This is a genomic window from Algoriphagus jejuensis, assembly GCF_039523455.1.
In the GTDB taxonomy this organism is placed as follows: domain Bacteria; phylum Bacteroidota; class Bacteroidia; order Cytophagales; family Cyclobacteriaceae; genus Algoriphagus; species Algoriphagus jejuensis.
The window spans coordinates 66,089-89,804 of the sequence record NZ_BAAAFI010000041.1 but is presented as its reverse complement, the minus strand read 5'-3'; the positions used below and the strand labels follow the sequence as shown (position 1 = coordinate 89,804).

Annotated in this window: 16 protein-coding genes and 1 tRNA gene; 9 read left to right on the top strand and 8 right to left on the bottom strand. The window is 45.9% G+C overall.

The window, feature by feature from the left end:
* Positions 1-270: 270 nt before the first annotated feature.
* Entirely contained in the window at positions 271-1,836 is a 1,566-nt protein-coding gene (locus tag ABD031_RS16460; RefSeq protein ID WP_343853445.1) for an L-serine ammonia-lyase, iron-sulfur-dependent, subunit alpha, read from the bottom strand.
* Between the two features lie 196 nt (positions 1,837-2,032).
* Between ABD031_RS16460 and ABD031_RS16455 the strand changes: the two genes are divergently transcribed.
* From ABD031_RS16455 to ABD031_RS16425, 7 genes are all read left to right on the top strand, one after another.
* Positions 2,033-2,905, top strand: a complete 873-nt coding sequence (locus ABD031_RS16455; protein WP_343853443.1) for an AraC family transcriptional regulator — start codon at positions 2,033-2,035, stop codon at positions 2,903-2,905.
* Between the two features lie 285 nt (positions 2,906-3,190).
* The gene (locus ABD031_RS16450; RefSeq protein WP_343853441.1) at positions 3,191-5,422 is read left to right on the top strand and encodes a S9 family peptidase; all 2,232 of its coding nucleotides are present in this window, start codon (positions 3,191-3,193) and stop codon (positions 5,420-5,422) included.
* A gap of 61 nt (positions 5,423-5,483) precedes the next feature.
* Positions 5,484-6,422, top strand: a complete 939-nt coding sequence (locus ABD031_RS16445) for a dihydrodipicolinate synthase family protein (RefSeq protein WP_343853439.1) — start codon at positions 5,484-5,486, stop codon at positions 6,420-6,422.
* A 55-nt stretch (positions 6,423-6,477) separates the two neighbouring features.
* Positions 6,478-7,860: an aminopeptidase P family protein gene (locus ABD031_RS16440; RefSeq protein ID WP_343853437.1), complete on the top strand. Its 1,383-nt coding sequence runs from the start codon at positions 6,478-6,480 to the stop codon at positions 7,858-7,860.
* 83 nt (positions 7,861-7,943) lie between these two features.
* Positions 7,944-9,500, top strand: a complete 1,557-nt coding sequence (locus ABD031_RS16435) for a sulfatase family protein (protein ID WP_425542779.1) — start codon at positions 7,944-7,946, stop codon at positions 9,498-9,500.
* A gap of 437 nt (positions 9,501-9,937) precedes the next feature.
* Positions 9,938-12,430: a glycoside hydrolase family 2 TIM barrel-domain containing protein gene (locus ABD031_RS16430; RefSeq protein ID WP_343853433.1), complete on the top strand. Its 2,493-nt coding sequence runs from the start codon at positions 9,938-9,940 to the stop codon at positions 12,428-12,430.
* Between the two features lie 376 nt (positions 12,431-12,806).
* Positions 12,807-13,151 (top strand): RNA polymerase sigma factor, encoded by a 345-nt coding sequence (locus ABD031_RS16425; RefSeq protein WP_343853431.1) that lies wholly within the window; start codon positions 12,807-12,809, stop codon positions 13,149-13,151.
* Between the two features lie 641 nt (positions 13,152-13,792).
* Here ABD031_RS16425 and ABD031_RS16420 read toward each other — a convergent pair.
* Positions 13,793-13,866, bottom strand: a tRNA-Ile gene (locus ABD031_RS16420).
* A 147-nt stretch (positions 13,867-14,013) separates the two neighbouring features.
* Between ABD031_RS16420 and ABD031_RS16415 the strand changes: the two genes are divergently transcribed.
* Both ABD031_RS16415 and ABD031_RS16410 read left to right on the top strand, forming a co-directional pair.
* The gene (locus tag ABD031_RS16415) at positions 14,014-14,643 is read left to right on the top strand and encodes an HAD family hydrolase (RefSeq protein ID WP_343853429.1); all 630 of its coding nucleotides are present in this window, start codon (positions 14,014-14,016) and stop codon (positions 14,641-14,643) included.
* Entirely contained in the window at positions 14,636-15,745 is a 1,110-nt protein-coding gene (locus ABD031_RS16410) for a site-2 protease family protein (protein ID WP_343853427.1), read from the top strand. Before ABD031_RS16415 ends, ABD031_RS16410 begins: the two co-directional genes overlap by 8 nt.
* Before the next feature lie 90 nt (positions 15,746-15,835).
* Here the strand turns inward: ABD031_RS16410 and ABD031_RS16405 are convergent, their stop codons facing one another.
* The 6 genes from ABD031_RS16405 to ABD031_RS16380 form a co-directional block, all read right to left on the bottom strand.
* Positions 15,836-16,132: a rhodanese-like domain-containing protein gene (locus tag ABD031_RS16405; protein ID WP_343853425.1), complete on the bottom strand. Its 297-nt coding sequence runs from the start codon at positions 16,130-16,132 to the stop codon at positions 15,836-15,838.
* Between the two features lies 1 nt (position 16,133).
* Positions 16,134-17,975: a T9SS type A sorting domain-containing protein gene (locus ABD031_RS16400; RefSeq protein WP_343853423.1), complete on the bottom strand. Its 1,842-nt coding sequence runs from the start codon at positions 17,973-17,975 to the stop codon at positions 16,134-16,136.
* 4 nt (positions 17,976-17,979) lie between these two features.
* The gene (locus ABD031_RS16395) at positions 17,980-18,735 is read right to left on the bottom strand and encodes a PASTA domain-containing protein (protein WP_343853421.1); all 756 of its coding nucleotides are present in this window, start codon (positions 18,733-18,735) and stop codon (positions 17,980-17,982) included.
* A 246-nt stretch (positions 18,736-18,981) separates the two neighbouring features.
* The gene (locus ABD031_RS16390) at positions 18,982-22,053 is read right to left on the bottom strand and encodes a M43 family zinc metalloprotease (RefSeq protein ID WP_343853419.1); all 3,072 of its coding nucleotides are present in this window, start codon (positions 22,051-22,053) and stop codon (positions 18,982-18,984) included.
* 13 nt (positions 22,054-22,066) lie between these two features.
* Positions 22,067-22,315: a NifU family protein gene (locus ABD031_RS16385; RefSeq protein WP_343853417.1), complete on the bottom strand. Its 249-nt coding sequence runs from the start codon at positions 22,313-22,315 to the stop codon at positions 22,067-22,069.
* A 6-nt stretch (positions 22,316-22,321) separates the two neighbouring features.
* Entirely contained in the window at positions 22,322-23,416 is a 1,095-nt protein-coding gene (locus ABD031_RS16380) for an Mrp/NBP35 family ATP-binding protein (RefSeq protein WP_343853415.1), read from the bottom strand.
* Positions 23,417-23,716 lie beyond the last annotated feature (300 nt).

The window sequence follows — 23,716 nt, the reverse complement described above, 5'->3', positions numbered from 1 at the left end:
CCAAATTAATAAACTGAAAATTCAAAACATTTAATAATCAACTACTTATATCAAAATGGGACTGACGACTGTCGAAGTCAGGAGTTCAAAATACCATTCATCAATTGGGGGAAGATTCGGCTTGGTAATGACCAATCCCGCTGCCAAAGAAAATGATTGTCGGGGATGAAATTTCCGACCTGACCTGAACGAGAAAAGGGTTGTCAAGCGACAACCCTTTTTTCAATTTCGGAGGTTAAAGGTGAGGTTAAGTACGCTGTTTACCAGGTTTTAGCAGCTCTTGTAGAAGTGCTTTTGCACCAATTTTTCTTCTATTTCCTTCGCGGCTTTCGTTATGGATAGGCCCCCAAGATTTGTACATCGCAATGTATTGGGAATGCTTTTCCCTACTTCATACATGGTTTCAATGACCTGGTCGAGAGGAATCAAGTGATTGTAACTAGCCAGGGCCATATTGGCACAGGATAGGGCGTTGGAAGCGGCCATTACATTTCGGTTGAGGCAAGGAGCTTCCACTCTGTTTCCGATAGGATCGCATATCATCCCAAGGGCACTCTGCAATGCCATGGATGCGGCACAAATGCTCTGATCCAGATTGCCTCCCGCTAAATAGACTATAGCGGCGGCGGCCATCGTAGATCCCGAGCCGCATTCTGCCTGACAGCCTCCGACCTCTGCAGCAAAGGTCGAATGGGCTGCTATAAATACGCCGATCAATCCGGCGATCATCAGAGCTTTCACAGTTTCTTCATCCGAAAGACCCAAAGAATCTGCCACACCGAGCACAGCGCCGGGCATAGCGCCACATGAACCTGCAGTGGGGGCCGCTACGATCACGCCCATAGAACTCTTAACCTCCATGATGGCCGATACATACATGATGATCCGATTCAGGACGTTGCCATCTATCAGCTTGTTGTCCTCCATCATCGCTTTGAACTTCACGGATTGGGGGCCCAAAATCCGGTCTTCGAATTTTGTCCCTTTCAATCCTGTTTCAACCGCATTCTTTAGAATAATTCGGATGTCTTCCATTTTCGAAAGCACCTCCTCTTCGGAGATATTGCCTCTGAGACTTTCATATCTTACCGCCAGTTCCCAAAGACTCAAATTCTTGTCCTGGTTATAGGCCATCATTTCGTCGCAGGTGATAAAGGGAACCTGAGTGTCTTTTCGCGTAAGAACGGGTAGCACCGGCTTGATTTGCTTGATTTGGGTAACTCCGTCGATTTCTTTCAGCTCCTCCAGCATTGCGCTTTCCAGCGGGATCTGAGATTTTATGGCGATGAGACCTGATGAGGTCTGTATCTCTATGCTTTCACTGATGTTGGATTGATGGAGGTATTGAAGCAAACTCTCGGCGGTGGAAGAATAGATCAATGTCACATAGTTGTCACCTGCGAGAGAGACTTTTGCGCCGTCGATTTCAATGACTTCAATCATCCCGCCACCGGTGGAAATTGCAATTACCTGGTGGGTTTCCCAGGGATTTTTTAGGGTGATTTGATAGGTGTTGGGATGTTCGGCTTGGATATCTCTGATGTTGATCTGAACGCGTATACCTGCTGCTCCGATGTGCATCTCTGAATCGACGAGTCGCTCATCATAGGCTTCCCATCCCAAAAATCCACCAAACAAGCCCATGTCGGAACCTTGTTCCTTGTGCGTGGTTGCCAACGACCCTTTGGGATCAAAATCTATCTCGATTTCGGAGATACTCCCATTCATCAGGTCGTGGCAGATTCTCCCGATTCGGAGGGAGGCAGCGCAGTGAGAGCTAGAGGGACCCCTCATCACAGGTCCGATTACGTCATTAAAGATGCTTGGATATGTCATGGGAAATTTCAGTTAAAGACCACTATTGAATTTAGGTGAAAGTAGCCTCAATCTGCTATTAAATATTAACAGATATGTGTTTTATCTTAACATTCGCTTAAATCCGTTCATGCAGAATTGCTTCATATGTCCGAAAATGCTAAATTAATAATGTTTCATCTTGCAAAATCTAGTCGCGGACTAAACTAAATAGATCATGAATCCCCTCCATTTTAAAGTGCCAAGTCTTAAGGAAGAAACCATAAGAGTAGAGTGTTGGGAACTCGAAAATTTCTTTGAACCGATCCACTTTCACGAAGAATTTCAGATCACTTTGATCTTAGAGGGAGGCGGGTCGCTCTTCGTTTCTGACAGTTTTATCCAGTTCAAAAAGGGGGAGATTTATATGTTTGGAAAAAATCTCCCGCATGTATTTAGAAACAGCAAGCATGAATTTCCCAATTCTTCCTTGAAAAAAGCACGCGCGATTTCGGTTTTCTTCAGTCAAGACGTCTTAAAGCATAGTTTGAATGATATCCCTGAGGCTCATGCTATCAAAAAGCTGATTGACTTTGCGGTATATGGAATCCGAGTCTCTGAGAATAGACAAGCGATCATCAGTCAGAAGCTGACTGATCTTCCGAACAAAAGTTCCTTCGAAAGATTCCTGGGGCTTCTCGAAGTCCTTGAATGTGTCTCAAAGGACAATAATCTGGAATTCATCTCATGCCTTGGGGTTCCCATTCGAACTGTCCAAGAAAACATTCCCAAAATCAACAAGGTATTTGAATATGTCAGAAACCACTACAACGAAAAAATCACACTGGAACACGTGGCAAATCTTGTCAATATGTCGCCCACAGCTTTTTGTCGGTTTTTTAAGTATAAAAGCCAAAAAACGTTCTCCAGATTTTTGATTGAAGTGCGGATCGCAAATGCCTGTCGCCTAATTTCCCAAGACGATTTCAATACCTCCGAGTGCTGTTTCAGTTGTGGCTACAATAATCTGTCGAATTTTCACAAACATTTTAAAAGTATAACGGGAATGACCCCGCTTGAATTTAGAAAAAGCATCCTCAATGCTGCTTGAACGAAAATGTCAATTTTTTCAAAACTTAGGTTGTGCGCCTCTTCCTGCGATGGGGAATCTTTTGGCCAGTGTGCAAGCGAACTCTGCCAAACTTTAATTGATTAATCGGATGCTTTTGGTGAGGTTAATATATCATACGATTTGGTTAAAATGGGATAATAAGATAAAGGCGTTGAATCTTTACCTTTATTAGAACGGTTGAAATAGTTTTTTTAGCGCGCATCTATCTGAACCGTTTTTACTAAATAGCAGCAATACAAGAGGTTATCAACCAGCTTATATAGAATGAAGAATAGCGTAATATTTGGAGTTGTTTTTTTATTTGGAATTATAGGTGATGTATGTTCTCAATCCCTACTCACACTTCCTGACATCTACAAGAACGGCGTGTATACGCAGAAGCGGTTTGGCCCGATCCGGTGGATGAAGGACGGAGATGGATATTCAAGTATAGAAAAGAACAATCAACTCGAAGGAGATGATATTGTCAGATACGACGCGAAAAAGGGCACAAGATCGATCTTGGTTTCTGCAGAGGAACTCATCCCAACTGGAGCATCCAAGCCGCTAACGGTAGCGGACTACCATTGGTCTGAGGACAACAGTAAGCTTTTGATTTTCACCAACACCAGAAAAGTCTGGAGATATCATACCCGGGGAGACTATTGGGTTTTGGACTTGGATACCAGGAAGTTGAGCCAATTGGGGAAGCAGATTCCAGCTACTACATTGATGTTTGCTAAATTTTCTCCAGACGGCACAAGAGTGGCCTATGTGAGCGAAAACAACCTCTTTGTGGAATCTCTGGAATCGGGGAAGATCACAGCACTCACCTCCGATGGTAACAAAGATATCATCAACGGTACGTTTGATTGGGTGTATGAAGAGGAACTGTCCTGCAGAGATGGTTTCAGATGGAGTCCTGACGGAAAAAACATTACATACTGGCAGTCTGACACGAGGGGAGTTGGCACATTCTATCTGATCAACAACTTGGACTCGATCTATTCCCAACCTATTCCGCTGCCCTATCCCAAGGTTGACCAAACGCTCTCGGCAGTCAAGATCGGAGTAGTCCCCAGCGAAGGGGGAGAAACCAGATGGTTTGATATGCCCGGAGATCCCAGAAACAATTACCTGGCGAGAATGGAATTTATCCCAAATTCTCAGGAAGTGCTGGTGCAGCAGCTTAACCGAGCACAGAATGTAAACACGGTGTGGAAAGGTGATATCGAAACGCTGGCCTTGTCCAAAATTCTTGTCGAGGAAGACTCCGCCTTTCTTGAAGTCCATGACGACGTTCGTTGGTTAGAGGGGGGAAAGTTCTTCACATGGAGTAGCGAGCGGGACGGTTGGATGCACTTATACAAAGTTTCTCGAGATGGGAAAAGCGTGGAATTGATAACCGAAGGGGAATTTGACGTGGAACGAATCAGCCACATCGATCCTGCCAGCGGCTTTGTGTACTATATCTCTTCGCCTGACAATTTCACGCAACGATACCTTTATCGCAGTTCGCTCAAAAAAAGAGCAAAGGCAGAGCGAATCACACCAATTGAGTTTTCCGGGCAGAATTCCTATCAGATTTCGACGGACTCAAGATTTGCAATCCATACGTTCCAAAATACGACAACGCCGCCCGTCTATTCTCTGATCAGCTTACCTGCACATAAAGAAGTCAGGGTGCTGGAAGAAAATCTGGAGCTGCGATCCAAGTATGCCGCATTGGGCTTGAACCCCAAGGAATTTTTCAAGGTCGATATAGGAGATATCGTGCTGGACGGCTGGATGATCAAGCCCGCAGACTTTGACCCGATGAAAAAGTATCCGCTTTTATTCTATGTCTATGGGGAGCCTGCCGGGTCTACCGTGCAGGATGCCTGGATGGATGGGGATCTATGGCATCACTACATGGCTAGACTGGGATATGTGGTGGTCAGCGTCGACAACCGCGGGACCAAAACTCCACGCGGAAGGGAATGGCGCAAATCTATTTATGGACAAATCGGCATCCTTGCCTCCTACGACCAAAAAGCTGCGGCGGAACAAATACTGAAAACCAATGACTTCATTGATCCATCTCGAGTCGGTACTTGGGGTTGGAGTGGAGGCGGTCAAATGACCCTCAATCTAATGTTTCGATTTCCGGAGCTCTACAAGGCGGGATTGGCCTTGGCGTTTGTATCCGACCAACGGCTCTACGATGCAACCTACCAAGAGCGCTATATGGGACTCTTGGAGGACAACCTGAAAGGCTATATCGACGGTTCGCCGATTACTTATGCGGAGAACCTACAAGGTGATCTCATGATCATCCATGGAACTGCCGACGATAATGTTCACTATCAGAGTTTTGAGATGTTGGTGGATAAATTGATCAAATACAACAAGATGTTTTCCATGATGTCTTACCCCATGCGTGCACATGGCATCAATGAACGTGAAAATACTTCTCTACACCTCCGAGAAACCATGAAAAATTTCTGGCTGAGAAGTTTGCCTCCCGGAGGGCAATAAGGCTTTATGACATACTAATTGATTGACATCACCACTGACCACTAAACTAAAATGTAGAACTATGATTGATTGGAAAGGAGTTTACCCGGCAATAACTACCAAGTTTACCTCAGATGACAAACTCGATCTGCAAGCCTTCCAGAGTAATCTCCGGATTCAGATGGAGGCGGGAGTTCATGGGATCATATTGGGAGGCAGCTTGGGAGAGGCAAGCACATTGACACACTGCGAGAAACAACAGCTTATCAAGTCTACGCTTGAAGTCGTAGAGGGAAAGATTCCCGTAGTTCTCACGATTGCCGAGCAATCTACCAAAGAGGCACTAGAGGTCGTGAATTCTGCTCAAGCCAGTGGCGTCGAAGGATTTATGGTGCTTCCGCCTATGAGGTATAAGGCAGATGACAGCGAAACTGTCGCTTTTTTCAAAAAAATCGCTGAGTCTACCGATTTGCCGATCATGATTTACAACAATCCCGTGGACTATAAGATACTGGTGACGCTGGATATGTTTGGAGAGCTGGAGGAACACAAAAATATCGAGGCAGTCAAAGAATCGACCAGAGATCTTTCGAACATAACCAAGATGATCAACCGATTCGGAGACAGATTCAAGATCCTTTGTGGCGTTGATCCTTTGGCTTACGAAAGCTTGGCCTTGGGAGTAGATGGCTGGGTTGCCGGTTTGGTTTGTGCGTTTCCCCATGAAACAGTCGCCATCTATGACTTGATGAAAGAGGGAAGATTTGAGGAGGCTTTGAAAATTTACCGTTGGTTTTTCCCGCTTCTGGAGTTGGACATACATCCTAAATTGGTTCAATACATCAAGTTGGCCGAAGTCGCTGCAGGACTTGGTACGGAGAATGTCAGAGCGCCGAGGTTGCCGCTGGTAGGAGAGGAAAGGGAAAGAGTCCTGGAGGTTATCCATAAGTCCCTTGCTTCCAGACCTACATTGGCCAGCTTGAAACAAGGAGCCAATTTGGTCCAAACTGTGATTAGCTAAATATATTCCATTGATAAAGTCGCTATATCCCTGATTTTTAAGCAAAAGAATGAAGATGTTTTCGAAGGAAACTTATTTGGAACGGAGGAAAAAATTAAAGGAGAAAATAGGGTCGGGGGTACTGCTCTTCTTGGGAAATGAAGAAAGCAGCAGCAACTTCAAAGACAATTGGTATCCCTTTAGGCAGGATAGCACATTCCTCTATTTTTTCGGCTTGGACATCCCCGGCCTAGCGGCGGTGATAGATATCGACCAAGACGTAGAAATTCTTTTCGGGGATGATCTGACCACTGAGCAAACTGTATGGCATGGAAATCATCCCCTGTTGTCGGAATTGGGAGATGCTGTTGGAATCAAAACCATTAAGGCGAAAAATGAGATCTCGGCTCTTGTTGCTAAATCAGCTGACGGGACAATCCATTACCTTCCTCCCTATAGGCCTGAAAACAGTCAAAAATTATCCGATTTGTTTTCGTGGTCGCTTCAGAAGATTCATTCTGGAGCTTCCATTGACCTGATTAAAGCGGTGGTGGGCTTGAGATCTATCAAGACCGAGGAGGAAATCGCGGAGATCACCGAGGCGGTTAACATCAGCGTAAGGATGCATAAGCGGGTGATGAAAGAGGCCAAACCCGGCATGAAAGAATACCAACTTTTAGGGCTGGTGACTGGGGAAGCGCTGGCTTCCGGCGGTCATCTATCTTTCCCGCCAATTATAACCATTGATGGCCAGACGCTGCACAATCACAAGTATGGGAATACGCTGACGGAAGGGAAAATGCTACTGGGGGATTTTGGAGCGGAATCTGCCATGAGATATGCGGGAGACATTACTCGGACATCTCCCGTGGGCCTTGAGTTTTCCCCTATGCAGAGAGAAGTTTATCAAATTGTCTTGAGTGCTTACAAAGCCGGCGTTTCTGCGCTGAAGCCGGGAGTCAGGTTCAAAGACGTCCATCTGTCAGCCTGCAAAAAGTTGGCGGAAGGCCTCAAAGATCTGGGGCTGATGAAAGGCAACCTCGACGATGCGGTCCATGAGGGAGCGCATGCTTTGTTTTTTCAATGTGGTCTCGGTCACATGATGGGGCTTGACGTGCATGACATGGAGGATCTGGGAGAGGAGTATGTTGGCTACACCGATGAACTCAAAAAAAGCGACCAATTTGGATTAAAATCACTCAGATTAGGTAAGGAACTTGAAAAAGGATTTGTGGTGACTATCGAACCGGGCGTATATTTTATCCCGCAACTGATCGATCAGTGGCAGGCCGCTAAGCTTCACAGCGATTTTATCAACTATGATCGATTGGCCGATTTCCGAGATTTTGGGGGGATCAGGGTGGAAGATGCCTATCTGATTACGGAGTCTGGTTCTAAAATCCTCGGTGATCCGCTGGAGATTGAGCTCTCGGCCGTTGAGGGAATACGCAAAGGATAGCGTAGCCTTTTAATGAAGTGTTGTTTCGTTCTGTAAATTTCAAAGTGATGAATAGTAAAGTGTTACGTGTTGTTTTGATTCTGATGTGGCTTTTTGGCAGTCCTGCCTTACTTAAGGCACAAAGCAAACAGAAGCAGCCAAATATCATCTTCATGTTGAGCGATGATCATGCCTACCAGGCGATTAGTGCCTATGGATTTGGATTAAACGAAACTCCCAACATCGACCGCTTGGCCAACGAAGGGGCCATTTTCACCCGTGCCTCGGTAACCAACTCTATTTGCGCCCCCAGCCGGGCAGTGATCTTGACCGGAAAGCATAGCTTCATCAATGGTAAAGTGGACAATATCCAGCCTTTTGACTGGGATCAGGAGAATTTTGCCAAGCTGCTTCAACAGGCGGGTTACTCTACGGCCATGATCGGGAAAATCCACCTGGATGGTCTCCCGCAAGGGTTTGACTATTCGATGGTATTACCTGGACAGGGCGACTACTACAATCCCGATTTTTTGGTGAACGGTGAGAGACAGCGTTTTGAAGGATATGTCACCGAGATCACTACCGAATATGCGCTAAAGTGGCTTGAAGAAGGAAGAGATGAAGACAAGCCCTTTCTTTTGATATACAACCAAAAAGCCCCCCACCGAAACTGGCAGCCGGCTCCTAAATACCTTACCCTTTACGACGACCAGACCTTCACCCCGCCAAGCAACTTCTTTGACGATTATGCTACCCGGGGACGTGCGGCCAGAGAACAGGAGATGGAGATTGACGGTCATGCAGATTGGGGTATTGACTTTAAACTGAAGGAGGATCCCGAGGGAAAGCCCACTTTGATGCTGAATTATTTAAAACGCTTCAATGAGAAGCAACTGCAGGATTGGGATGCAGCCTATGAACCCAAAAATCAGGCGTTTCTGGACGCCAAATTGGAAGGGAAGGAATTGGCACTCTGGAAATACAACCGATATATCAAGGATTATCTGAGGACCATCAAGTCTGTCGATGATGGGGTAGGAGAATTGCTGGAATATTTGGAGGCAAATGGTTTGGCGGAGAACACGATCGTGATCTATTCCTCAGATCAGGGGTTTTACCTCGGCGAGCATGGCTGGTTTGACAAGCGGTTTATGTATGAGGAGTCTTTTCGAACCCCACTTTTAATGAGGTTTCCCAAGGAAATCAAACCCAAAACGACCATCGACAAACTTGTGCAAAATCTCGACTTTGCCCCAACCCTGTTAGACTATGCCGGAGTCAAAATTCCTGACGATATGCAGGGAGATTCTTTTAGAAAACTGGCGGGTGGAAGTTCGGATCAATGGAGGGATGCAGCCTATTATACCTACTATGAATATCCCGCCGTCCATATGGTCAAGCGACATTATGGTGTCAGGACCGAGCGGTATAAACTGATGCATTTCTACTACGACATCGACGAATGGGAGATGTATGATCTCGAAAAAGATCCGAATGAGATGAACAATGTGTATGACGACCCTGACTATGCAGGTGTAAGAAAAGAATTGCACGCCAAGTTGAATGAAGTAAGAGCTACCTATGGGGATTCTGATGAGATGGATCAAAAATATCTTGACCTTTTCAATGATTACATGGAAAAGAGGAGAGCTAAGGAGTAGGGAAAGTTCGAGGTTGCCTTTTCTACTAAAAGGTATAGAGGAGAACGTGATGTTATCACCAAATGCAATAAAACTCAAAAATCAGAGGTAGCCGAGCAAGTTTTCAAGCTGAATTTCATTGCTATCGGAATGTATCAAATGCTGTAAGAATTAGCTTTCCCAATTCGCTGGGAAGGTTCAGTCAAATTCCCTACACCTGTTTTCTGAAAAAGCCTAATCGGATTGCTTGCCTAACTCGGAAGGATCTAAAAACCCATTGTATCCAAGACTGAAAACGCGCAAAATTGGACTGGAAAGATGAAAATCTTCATCTGTGCATTCCTATTAAGAAAAAGTATGCCTTTTTGGGGGTTTTCCCGCTCCCTTTAGCACTATATAGTAGGGGATGAAATTCCTTTGCTTAAACTCATGATTCTATTCAAAAACTTTGATCATTGATGAAATCGAAGCCATTTCTTTTCGGCATTCTCATGATGGCTTTCTGGCTATCTATCTTCAATTGTGAGGCATCAGAACCCCTTGACGATACTGGGCGACAAAAGGTCAAATTCGATTTTGATTGGAAATTCTCCAAAGGAGATTTCCCTTTCGCTTCTGGGCAAATATTTGATGATAGTAGCTGGGAGGACATTGATGTGCCGCACGACTGGAGCATTGCAGGGCCTTTCTCAAAAGATAACCCCGTGGGAAATGTAGGAGCTTTCGCCCCGGGCGGGATCGGCTGGTACAGAAAAGAATTCACCTTGCCTCAATCGGATTCAGAGTCAATGATAAACATTGAATTTGGCGGGATTTATATGAATAGTGAAGTGTGGATCAATGGCCATTATCTAGGAAAACGGCCCTACGGTTATATCAGTTTTAGCTATGACCTCACACCTTATCTGAAGTTTGGCGAGAAAAACATGCTGGCGGTTCGGGTTGATAATTCCAAAGAGCCCAGCGCAAGATGGTACACCGGTTCGGGTATCTACCGACATGTGTACCTGATCAAAACGAACAAAACCCATGTCGCTCGCCATGGGGTTTTTGCCACCACCGAAAAAATAACAGATGACGCGGCATCCCTCAAGATTAAGACAGTAATTCAAAATGACTTGGGGCGACCGGGTGAATTTTCGGTGGTCCATGAAATTTTTGATGCGGAGAACAAGCTCGTCGTGCAAATAGCCTCCCCAAAAACTGAAATCGCCGATGAAAAGGAAGACATCCGGGAGGTCCAACTTCCAAAGCCAAACCTTTGGTCGCCTGACAGTCCCTACCTCTATGTATTAAAGACCAAAATCAAGGTCGGCAACCAAATCGTCGACGAAGTTTCCACCAACATTGGAATCAGGGAGTTTTCCTTCTCCTCAGAGAATGGATTTAGTCTCAATGGAGTAAATATGAAGTTGCAAGGGGTTAACAATCACAGTGACCTGGGCGCATTGGGGGCCGCTTTGAATGACCGCGTGCTGGAGCGAAGGTTGGAGATCTTAAAAGAGATGGGATGCAATGCCATCCGCACCGCACACAATCCTCCCAGCGAGGTGTTGTTGGATCTCTGTGACAAGATGGGCTTTATGGTAATGGATGAGGCATTTGATGAATGGAAAGAGTCATGGCCTTTTGGAAATAAAAAGAACGAAGGAAAAGTCGAATATGGTTACCACCTGTATTTTGATGAATGGGCGGAAACCGACCTGAGAGAGTTGATCACAAGGGACCGCAATCACCCTTCCGTCATTCTATGGAGTGTAGGCAATGAAATCCCCGATGCTTGCTTTGAAATAGGAGCTGAGCGGTTAAAAAGACTAATGGAAGTCGTAAGGGAGGAAGATCCAACGAGGCCAATCACCAGTGGGATTACCCATATGCATTTGGCAAATGAAAGTGGTTATGCCAGTCTTCTGGACGTGACGGGGTATAACGGGGGAGGAGGTTCCGCCTTCATGTATGAACAAGACCACGAAACTTATCCAAACAGAAAACTAGTTGCCACAGAAGTTCTCCATTCCTTTCAAACTCGCGGAATCTACCAAAGCCAATCTTGGTATAGGGACAAAAATCCTTTAGGAGGTGTTATGGAAGTGCCAAATTTGGCCGAAGAGGAAGTTTTTGGGGAGATCAGTAAATACTATAGTTCCTCCTACGATAATTCCATGGTTCGAATATCGGCCCGTGACTCTTGGAGACGTACACGCGACTTTCCGTACATGGCAGGGGAATTCCGATGGACGGGCTTTGATTATCTGGGTGAATCCATGTTTGGCTGGCCGGCCCGTCTTTGGAATTTTGGCATTATTGACATGTGCGGATTCCCAAAAGACACTTATTATTTCTACCAAAGCCAATGGACAGAAGAGCCGATGGTCCATATCCTTCCCCACTGGAACTGGGAAGGAAAAGAAGGTGTGGAAATCCCTGTGGTTGCCTACTCCAACTGCGAGAGCGTCGAGCTTTTCCTTGATGGCAAGTCACTGGGAGAACAAGTCATGGCCAACTCCATGGACTTGGTATGGTATGTCCCTTATCAGGCTGGTACTTTGACCGCAAAGGGAAAAAACAAGGGTATGATAGTCACCGAAAAAACTATCAAGACAGCAGGCTCAGCGTCAAAGATCGAACTGTTGGCGGACCGAAAAGTGATTAATGCGGACGGGCAGGACGTGGTGCATATCGAAGTCAATATTCTGGATCAAGACAATAATTTTGTCCCCACTGCTTCCAACAAAATCAACTTTAAGGTCTCTGGTGAAGCCACCATATTGGCAGTAGACAATGGGGATCCCAAGAGTGAAGAAAGCTTTGTCGGGAACACCCGAAGCGCCTTTAATGGAAAGAGTATCCTGATTCTGAAGGCTACAAAAGAAGCAGGGGATATTAGTATTTCCGCCGAAAGTGAAGGATTAGGAAGTGTGCAAATTAATGTGAAATCCGCCAAGCTGTGATCTTTCCAAAGCCTTGGTGATTTTTTGGGGCTAACGATTATTTCTTTGCCTTCCATTGGACATCCGATCCGAGAACCAGATCAGGCGTTGACGGTGACTCCCATCCATTAGAGTGACAAAAAAAGCTCCTCGGAGGAGTGCAACTTGATGTGTTACGTGGGCCCATTTCAAATTGATGGGGAGCTAAAACTCAACTGTTGTTTTCGACTAGGAATTGTTGTGGTTTGCGCCGTTTCCCATAGATTGTTTTTTGTAGATCGGGTTCTATAAGTTGAAATTTTTGATCTTTTTTAGAAAAACAGTAGAAATGGCTGGGTGCCTTTTGGTTCTTTTTGCACTTATATAAAGAAGGAGTACTATTCTCGGATAGTGATATATGAAAAAACCCAAAATCAACGATAACCAAGGATTTCCAAGGGACAATTCCCTGATGCAGCTCCACCATGGACAGGTAATGGTGGTCTATACCAGCAAGTCCGATTCCGAAGTATGGAAGTCTTTTAAGAGTGGGGAAGAATCAGCTTTCAACTTTATCTATAGAAAATTCATGCCTGCTTTGTTCAACTACGGATTCCACCTTTGCCGCGATACCAATGCCGTAAAAGATAGTGTTCAGAGTATTTTTATGGATCTCCGGTTGAAAAGGGAAAAACTTCCCGAGGTCAGCAACATAAATACAATTTGTTCGTCCGGAGTTCGCGCTTACTTCCTGCATAATTGATAAATATTTTTGAGCGCAATTTCTAAAAAATGTGTCCTAGTTCGCTGGTGAGATCGCTCGTAATATGAATACTGGTAAGCGTACTGCCAATGTCGTTGTTCAATTCCCCCTAAATCGAATTTTATGTTGCAATTGAAACCAGTTTTCTTTTGTTTGCTCAGTGCGAAAAAAAAAATGAAATTTTGACTATAAAAGCTATGGCAATCAGGAATCTCAGATAGAGTTGTTGTTTAAACTTTTTTTAATTCGCAAGACTTCGAACAAATATTCTTGTCTTAGTATACTATTTTCGTTTACTACACGCTTTGAAAGACTTAAATATACGCCCTAGCCACTCCTGCCATTCTCAAGACTTCATTTCCTAGGGGCTCAACCTTATGATTGATTTTATTACTTACTTGAAAGTGCCCTTTCACCAATCACCAGTTGGTTAACAGAGTAAAACTATGTTTTTGAAAGTTTATTGCCGCTCTTTCCCTTCTGAATATGAGACGACTAAGGCCTTCAAGTTCGGCTTTTATCATAGCTTGAAGACGATGATAATTGGCCGAAGAGAACAGGAGGATTTTGGACCCTTAAATGGTATTTTCAGGGCTGAAATAAAGCCAAAATCCATCTTTCTGGATTTTGGCTTTTAATAGTGGGCCCACTTGGAATCGAACCAAGCACCTACTGATTATGAGTCAGTTGCTCTAACCGAATGAGCTATAGGCCCGAACAAATTTATTCCCTATCGTGCTGATCCTCTTGGAGGATGATAAGCCCTTTTTACGTCCGTTTTACCGCCTCTATTTGCCGTAAACCTTGGTTTTGGGAGTGCAATGTTACATATTTGAGTTCAAATACACAACCTGGAATGCGAATGAAAAATGCTCCTGATGCTGATTTTTTGATCTTTGATTTGGGCAATGTGATAATAGATCTGGACTATCCTGGTGCATTTGACCTTATCAAGTCACAGGTACCTGTCGCACATCATTCCAAGGTCGATTCCTTTTATGTGACTGATTTTCACAAAGCCTACGAAAAGGGCGAGATTGATTCTCCTACCTTTAGAGATGCAGTTCGAGGCTACTTCGAACAGGCTTGGGACGATCCAAAAGTCGATGAACTATGGAATAGTATCTTGGGAAAAATACCTCAAAAAAGAATAGAGTTGATCAGCAAGCTAAAAGAAAATTATCGACTGGCTGTGCTCAGCAATACCAATGCGATCCATATCGATGCAGTCTATCAGATGTTGAAAAGTGATCATCATATGGATCGGTTTGAGCCGTTATTTGACCGGATTTTTTACAGCCACGAGATGGGGCTGGCAAAGCCGTCTACAGAAATATATCAGAAGATGTTGGCTGAACTAGGCACCACCGCTGATCGGGTAATTTTTTTCGATGACCTAGAAGCAAATGTCAGGGGAGCCGCATCCATCGGTATCAACGCAATCCAGGTGACAGGGCCGAATGTGATCTTTGATTTTTTCGGAGATGTATAAACCGAAAGAGTACCTCATCCACGGGTTACTATTTGTTATGACGCTTATTACAGCCACACTAGCCGGCGGGGAGTGGGTCTATGGCAAGTCCGTTATGGCCGATGGCGATTCCTTCCTGACTTGGGAGTACTTCTTCAAGTCCATGGCGTTTTCCATCCCGTTTATCGGGATTCTGCTGGTTCACGAATTGGGTCATTTGTTCACTTCTATTCACCACAAGGTAAAATGCAGCTTGCCTTTTTTTATTCCAGCCTGGCTGGGATTCATCGGGGCTCCTTCCATCGGTACATTTGGCGCCATCATCCGCATGAAAGGCTTTGTCAACAGTCGCAAAAAATTCTTCGATATCGGTGTTGCGGGACCGATCGCTGGGTTTTTGGTTGCTCTGGTTGTTTTGGTATATGGCTTTACCACCTTGCCTCCAGCAGACTATATCTATTCCGTCCATCCGGAGTATGCTGACCCGGATTTCCAAGGCTATGGAGAGGAAGTGATGGATTTTGAGTTGGGGGAAAATCTGTTGTTTTGGGGAATGGGGGAGCTTTTAGCTGAGCCAGATCGGATGCCAGCGATGTCGGAGGTAATTCACTACCCTTACCTCTTTGCAGGTTATTTGGCGCTCTTCTTTACCGCGTTTAATTTGCTGCCGATAGGACAACTCGACGGTGGCCACGTAGTTTTCGGACTTTTCCCAAAGCATCACAAGCACATTTCGATAGTGATATTTACGCTTGTTCTAGCCTATTCTGGCCTGGGAGTGATCCGACCAGATACGCCGATAGAGGAGCTTATGATCAGCATTCCGCTCTATGTTGGGTTTTTGTATTTCTGCTATTCTCGGACTGATTTTACTATTCAAACCAAGATGACCATTGCGCTTTCGTTGGCAGCGTCGCAGTATTTCGTTGCTTTTGTCAAGCCCGAATGGGAGGGTTATCAGGGTTGGCTGCTGTTTGCATTTTTGCTCGGAAGATTTATGGGTTTGAAACACCCCGAAGTGACAGGAACCAGGGAATTGGATTGGAAAAGAAAATACATCGGCTGGCTGGCGATCCTGATTTTTGCGCTTTGCTTTTCGCCAAAGCCTTTCATATTCACTTAAAAAAATAGAGCCGAAATGAGAATTTCGGCTCTATTTTACAAATGTGATTTGAGGGCGCCTAACAACTGAAACGCTGATAAACTATTCCACTTAGAGTTGTCTATAGGCTAAGATTCCGCCGGGAACATTTCGAACCTTACTGAAACCTTTACTTTCCATAAACTTCTTGGCATTGCCGCTACGTGCACCAGATCTGCAGTGAACGACGATCTCTTCGTCTTTGAACTCCTCCAGCTCACTGATACGATGGGGGAGCTCACCGAGCGGGATGTTGTCAGCCCCTAGATTGTCTTCTTCAAATTCCCATTCTTCTCGGACGTCGAGAAAATGAAACTTCTGCCCCTTGTCGAGACGGTCTTTCAATTCGGAAACTGTGATATCTTCCATATTATCTGTTGACTAAAATTCGAAACGATTGAGGGCCGGATTCAGAAATTAAGTTGACTACATAGATGCCCGGCCGCTGTCCTTCAAAATTAATGATTTCTCCTTCATCGTTTCGCTCTCGGGGCAACAAAATCTGCCTTCCGAAAGAATCAAAAACAGCAATTTCCGCAAATTCCCCTTCGATATGAAGTTGGTTGACGACTGGATTTGGATAGATCCTAAACTCAGCCTCCGGCAAAACGCTCTCCTCAAATGGCGGTGCAAGCGAAACATGGGGTCGTATCATGAGCGCCCCTTTTACCTCCTCATTTTGCAACCAGCCAGCTCCGACATTGTAATAAATTTTGTCTCCATGGTCGTTCACTTTGTCCAGGCCCACATGGATGAAATCGTTAGAAAATTGAGTAAAGCCGATGTGAAACTCCCCTGTCACGCGTAGATTGGTATCAAGTGCATAGTAGACGTAATCCTGTCCGGGAGCTTTGGTGGGAATCAGAGATTCTTTCACCAGCACGGGGCTCTTGTCAATTTCGTCCCAGACGACTAGATCGATGGCCTGATTTGCCTGAGAAGCATTGGTGAAATTGATCGAAATCCCCTTGAGGTAAACAGACTCCGGTGTGTTGAATCGCACTGCCAGCTGTCCTGAGCGCTGATTGATTCCGGCGGAATAGTCTGCAGAGCCATTGTCATACGCGAAAAAATCACGGAGAGGGAAGACTGTCTTGACAGTGTCGTTAAGCCGGAAGTCCACGCCGGCGTATCGGGTGGTATCTGACCCCTCAATCTGGAACAACAATCCGTCTCCCGAAGTAAGTGAAGTCGTGATGATCAAATCTGTTTGCGTAGACGGAGTGGGGATTGCATCAAATTCCCTGCTGAGGAAAGTCCGTCTTTCGAGCGCATTGGGAACTGGGTCAAAGGGTGTGTCTTCATTGATGACCAATAGCGAGTTGTCCAAGCTGTCGTCGGCATGAATCGAATATTCCATAGCCCGAAATCGGTTTTCCAGGTTGAGAAACTCATTTTGCACCTGAGTCCAAAGTCCGGCTTGCTCTTGCTGTAGCAGGTCTAGCGGATAGGCGCTGAATTCTCCAAGGGTAAGCTGATTGCGCAGGGTGAGGGCACGATCCCGATAGTTTAGGTCAGTTTCAGATCTGTTGTAGTGGAGATAGACGTAGTCCAGCAGCCAGCTGTCAAACGGGCCGACCTGCCGTCCATTGGAGAAGAACCGGAACTGAAATCCGGCATGTTGCCACTCGGAGCGGATTTTGATAATCTCCTGTGTGAACACCTCTGCGTCGAGATCGTCTCCTCCCAGCTGAACCCAAATGGTATTCCATGTACCGGCTGCATCCAAAACCTGTAGTGTGAGGCGGTCTCGGCTGTCAGGTGCCTCAGCTTTTCCTCCTGCCTGCCAATAAAAGCTCAGGTACAAGCTTTCCTGTTGAGTGGGATTTAAAGTGCTCAGATCAAAGGGCTTGCTAGTCAAGTAGTCGCTTTCGCCCTGATCCCGGATCTGCAGCGAGTAGGGAGCTCCATTTTGATCAATTCCATTAAAGAGCATTTGGCCCAGAGAGGGTGCATTTTGACCGATGGTCTCCGTGTACGAAGCACCGGCTACTGTCCATTTTAGAGTATCTATTCCTGTGGAGAAATCATCCCAAAAAGGCAAGACGTTATTGGCCTGGGTCCTGGAATTAACCGTGTTGAACGGTCGTTGAGCAAATTTTTCCTGATGAATTGGCGCAAATTCGACGAACTGGGCCGCTGTCTTTTCGCTCAGCAGTAGAAGCACTGCAAAGCAGGAAAAAAGCATCCAACGGGTAAGCGTCGTTTTCAATTCTTTAGTCTTTGGAGATCCAAATGTTGATCAGGTCGCCCGTTCTGACCTCTGTGCCGGCGGGCGGTGCTTGTAGAAAGATCTTGCCAGGAGCGACCGAGTCGGTGATTGTGAATTTTTTGTCTCCGACACGTAGTCCGGAACCAAGTATGAGAAACTCGCCATCTTCTTCTTCCATTCCGTAAAGGTCCGGTACGAGCAGCAGCTGATTGCCCATGCCATCTCCCACAACCAGGTCGATTCTAGCTCCTTTTGGGACCTCAAATCCCTCTCGAACCGCTACACCGCGGTAGCGTTGCTCCAGTACGACATTGATACCGATATCGGGCACATAGACAATATCTCCTCGCTCCAGTCCCATATTTGCCAGCGTTTCTTGGACATTTTTCAGCAGCATGTTGACTAGGTTAGGCATCTTGAGCAGCGGTGCATTGCGAGCATTTAGCGTCAGATATACTTTTCGCCCCGTTTTGACCTGCGAGTTGGCTGCCGGGATTTGTTTTAATATTGCCAGGGCAGGAAGCTCGGTGCTGAAACCCGAATCCAAGGAAATCTCATATTGCAAACCGGTATTTTCGAGGAGACCAGCCGCTTCATCGAATTCATAGCCAGATAGATCCGGGACGGAGACTGTCTCGCCGTGGTTGGTATAGAGCGGTAGATAAACTTTGAGAAAAAGAAATCCAAAGAGAATTGCGATACCGGTAATGATCAGCAGGTTAATCAGGATTTTTTTGAGCGAGTTGCTAAATGAATTCATTCGGAAAATAGTGTCAGACTAAGTTAGCGGGATTTTTGATCGATTAAAGAACAAAATTGTTGATAACAACCCAAAGCAATAGACAAAAAACAAGCCGAAGGGAGATGCTTCGGCTTATTTTAGAATATTTAATGTGATTTTTTGATTTTACGCCCTTATGTAAGGAAAAGCTTGATTGAAATGTCAATAGGTGTTTTCGGCTTTTGCCTATGGCGTTGACGAAGCTATTTCGCAGTGTACTTTTGCCTAATTCAGTATTAATCGCTTCATATCAGTGAGTGAATTGCTTGAAATGCGGATGAAATAAACGCCAGTTCGGAAAAGGTCAGTCGTAAACGTATAGGTTTGGTTTAAGGTGCCCGGATAAACTACTTCATGTAGGATTGCCCCGGTCGCGGAGATAATCTGAATCGCGACATCCTCTGCTTGCGGCAGGTTAAACGCTAAGCTGAACTGCTCTCTGGCGGGATTTGGGTAAAGAATGCTGGCGCCCTCGGTGGGAATTACAGGCTGCGGATTTGCATTCAGGAAGAGTTCGATATTGTCCAGATAGACTGGCGAATTGCTACTGCCTGCCACTTCCAGCACAAACGCAAGTCTTGCGTTTGAACTTTCAGAGCCTGTCAATTCGCTCAAGTCCACGAACTTTCTCACATAGTCTCCCGCAGAACTTGGATTGGCCCCGCCGACCGCGACCGTAGAAAGCGCTGCTCCAGACGCTGTCCAGACCACTGAATAGTTGAGTCCTCCGTCCGAACTCGCCAGCGCAGAAAGCCTTGTTGCAGGATCGATCTGTCCGACTGCGAGATCAAAGAATACAGCGGCTTGTCTGGATCGACTAAGATCAAAGACTGGAGTCCCCAGCCAATAGCTGTTGCCGGCGGTGCCGCCTTCCAGCTTCGCTACGTTGTTTGGATCTACGCCGTTATTCACCGGTGCAATAGTCCAAGCAGGAAGATCGTTCTCGGGGTTGATGGCAAGCCAAGGGGCCAGGTTTGTACTGTTGTCAAAATTTTGTCTCCAGGGCGATGGGATCGAATCAATGCTCTCCAAGTGGTACCGGCTAAACTCCCGTGGAGCAGCTTCGTTTTGATCGAAATTAGGCTCAGTAATGGTGTAGCGGAGTCGGGTTTTTCCCAATTGGGAAGCTTTGGCAAGTGAGAGATCCAAGGTATCTCGGGGAGCCAAAGTTTTTTCGGAAATCAGATACGATTCTGGAAGGGAGGTATTGGAAGTTCGGTTGAAAACAAATTTGGAAACCTCAAGATTTCCACTGTTAGTGATCAGAATTTCTTCTTCTGTATGACTTCCCATACTGATGGGCGTGGGAGTGACTATACCCTCGATTTTCAGCTCATACTTGAGTTCCTCGGTTGGCAGGATGCGGATGTTTCTTAAAAAGACATTGTTCCCATAGCCGTTTTTGGAGACGATCGCGAGCCGTACTTTGCCTAGAGACCGAAAATCAGCTAAGTTGAAAATCTCGGTTCGGAATTGATCGGTAGTGGTCGGAATAAATTCCTCTAGGATAGCGGGAGAGGTTTCCAGTCGTTCTCCGGATTTTTGATAGTTGACATTTACCAGATCAAAATTGGCACTGCAATCCTGCGAAACAGCAATCAGCAGTTCTTCTTGGAATCCTGCTTCATCATAGGGAGCATGAGCTACTTCAAAGACGAGTTGGGCATTTGGGTACTTACTCAGATCTATGATCGGAGAGATGAAATAGTCGTATTGACCGGGAGCTTCATACTCGTAATTGCGAATGTAAATTGCCTGTTGGGTTATTCCGTCTAGAGTAAGGTTGGTGTTTACCCAAGTGTCGGATTGATCCGGATTAGTAACCACCCACTGTTCGGGAAAAGAGGATGTATTGAAGGAATAGGGCAGGCTGATCTCGCCCTGCAATACAGGGTTCGAAGTTTTTGAATTATTGGCAGCTTGGTTGTCCGTTTGATCGTTGACCTGGACTATTCGAAATTCTACTTGATTGTTGCTGGCTTGCAGCTGATAGGTACTGAAAGACAGAGTTGTGGTCTCCCGTGTCGCCAGGCTCATCGTAAACCGCCGACTTTCGATTACCACACCTCTGCTTCTGAATTCAATTCTAGCGGAAGTGATTTCGGTGGTGCCTGCATTTTGAACTTCGACCTGAGGAACCACATTCAAGTCGCAAACTGCATCTACAGGCTGGATTATTCGAGCGATGGAAAGGTCTAAGTTATCCAGCACAGGATCTTGGGTCGCGCGGTTGTTTACCAAGCTTACCCTCCGGGGACTGTTTTCCAAAATCACATTGAACCGCTCTACCTGTCCGTTTGTAAACAGGTTCATACAGGCATCGGGGGTGTAATCCATGTAATTTTGGATCATATTGCTTACTCCGCAGGAGGTCTTCGTGGGGTTGCTGTTGCAGACGGCGTTGGAGGAATCCTGGGTTGGAGTGTCTGTAACAAAGTCATCGACGCCACATCCTCCATCTCCCCAAATATGTCGTAAACCAAAAAAATGGCCAACTTCGTGGGTGGCCGTCCTACCCAAAGATGCGGACACGGCGATTCCTCCGGCACCAAAATACCGATAGTCTATCGTCACTCCATCCATGATCGTCGGAGTTGGGGAAAAATTCAGACCAGGAAGATCGGAGATCGGGAAGGATGCATAGCCGATGTAGGGCTGAACGAGTGGAACTACCCAGATATTCATGTATTCGTCTGGGTTCCATTGGCTTGTTTGTCCAATCAATTCAGCGTCAACATTTGGGTCGTAGGTAGTTTTACTTCCCTGCACTCTGACTATTCCCGTGGTGGGAAAACCGTCTGGGTCTTGCTTCGCCAGTACAAATTCGATGTTCGCATCCGCGGCTACGGGAAGAAACTCCGCAGGCGTCTGAATCGCATCGGCATTCAGTCTTCTGAAGTCCTCATTGAGAATCCGGATTTGCTCCAGGATCTGCGAAGTGGGAATATTTGCTCCGGTGCCCTGGGCTGTTCCGGTGTGGATGACGTGCACTACGACTGGGATCAGTCTGACATCTTCCTGGATTCTGGCACTTTGCGGTAAAGCTCTCCGGCTTTCAATTTTTTGGTCGATCCAGTCTTCAAAAAATCCCTCTGAACCAAAATAGCCCATCTCCTTTTCGAATTTCTTCTGAATAAGGGTGTGGGCGCATTTGTCGGTATGTGAGTGGTCAGTGGTCGATCCTGCGTGCAACGTAGCGTTCAGCGGAGTGACTTTTTGTCCAAAAGAACCAGCTGAAAGTGAAAATAATCCAGTGATAAATAGAGCTAAGCTAACATTCTGAAAACCTTTTTTCATTCAATAGGGAAAATTAGGCAACAGTAAGGTTGACCGCTTCCACCCGGGTAATTTCAGGAATGGCTCGCTTGATCGCTTCTTCTACACCAGCTTTCAAGGTCATGGTGGACATCGGACAGGAACCGCAGTTGCCCATCATTTCGATTTTTAGCACCAAGTCTTCAGTCAATTCTACTATCCTCACATTTCCACCGTCTGCTTCCAGATAGGGTCTAATCGTATCCAGCGCAAATTCAATTTTTTCTCTAAGTCCAGCTTCCATTATTCCTTATGCTTTTACTTCTACTACTGATGTTTTTTCTACCGAGGCATTGCGGATGGCTACCTGCCGGGCGACCGATTCAGCCAACTCCATGTACGCATCTTTGGTAAGTCCGGTTTTCAATACGGCAGGGTAGCCTGTGTCACCGCTTTCCCTTATGCTCTGAACGATCGGAATTTCGCCCAGAAACGGCACGTCGTATTTTTCGGCTAGTTTTTTCCCGCCCTCTTTGCCGAATATATAGTATTTATTCTCAGGCAATTCAGCCGGTGTAAAGTAAGCCATATTTTCAACAACACCTAAGACAGGTACGTTAATTTGAGGCTGTCTAAACATGGATAATCCCTTGTTTGCGTCAGCCAGGGCGACCTTTTGTGGCGTGGTGACGATCACAGCACCAGTGACTGGCACGGTCTGCACCATGGTCAGGTGTATATCAGAGGTGCCTGGGGGCAGGTCGATCAGCAAGTAATCCAGCTCTCCCCATTCCACATCTGCGATAAACTGCCTTAGCGCCGAGCTTGCCATCGGGCCTCTCCAGACTACAGCACTGTCTGTGGGAGTTAAAAATCCGATCGACATTAACTTAACGCCATATTGGGTGATCGGGATGATGATGTTTTTTTCTCCGACCTTTTTCACGGAAGGCTGCTCGCCCTCGACATTGAACATCGTCGGTACCGATGGGCCCGAGATATCTGCGTCGATCAGGCCAACTTTGGCACCTAGTTCAGCCAGGGCCACAGCGAGATTTACCGCCGTGGTGGATTTGCCTACGCCACCCTTGCCGGATGCGATTGCAATGATATTCTTCACCTCAGGCAAGATAGGGCCGGCATCCCGCACGGTAGTCACTTGCGACGTCATGGTGATATTCCATTCCCAATCGCTGCCATGATCCTGATTGAGCACTTCCAGGCAGTTGTTTTTGATGACTTCTTTCAAAGGGCAAGCAGGAGTCGTCAGTACCACCTTGAAACTCACTTTTTTACCTTCAATATGGATTCCTTGGATCATTCCCAAGGTGACTAGATCTTTTTTTAAGTCTGGATCCTGAACTCTTGAAAGTGATTTTTTAATCGATTCTGCGGTCAATTGCATCAGTAATTCTAAATTTTTGGCAAGGTACTTCAAGAATGTCGCTTTATGAAACCACATTTCGAGCTCGTCAGGGTGAACTTGGAACGGGGGTAAATAGTTCTTTGGATATTTTAATTTGCCTATCTGCATTCTTACCAGTAACCTTCAATAGCCACTGAACATCTAGAAAACCTAGAATTTGGATACCGCGGTCTTCAGTCAACTGTTTTTCATCCTCTTGACCAAAGAAATAGGACTTTCTGGCAGGATTGCGGATAATCCTTTATTTTATTTCCCCAGAACAAACGAGCCCATACCTTT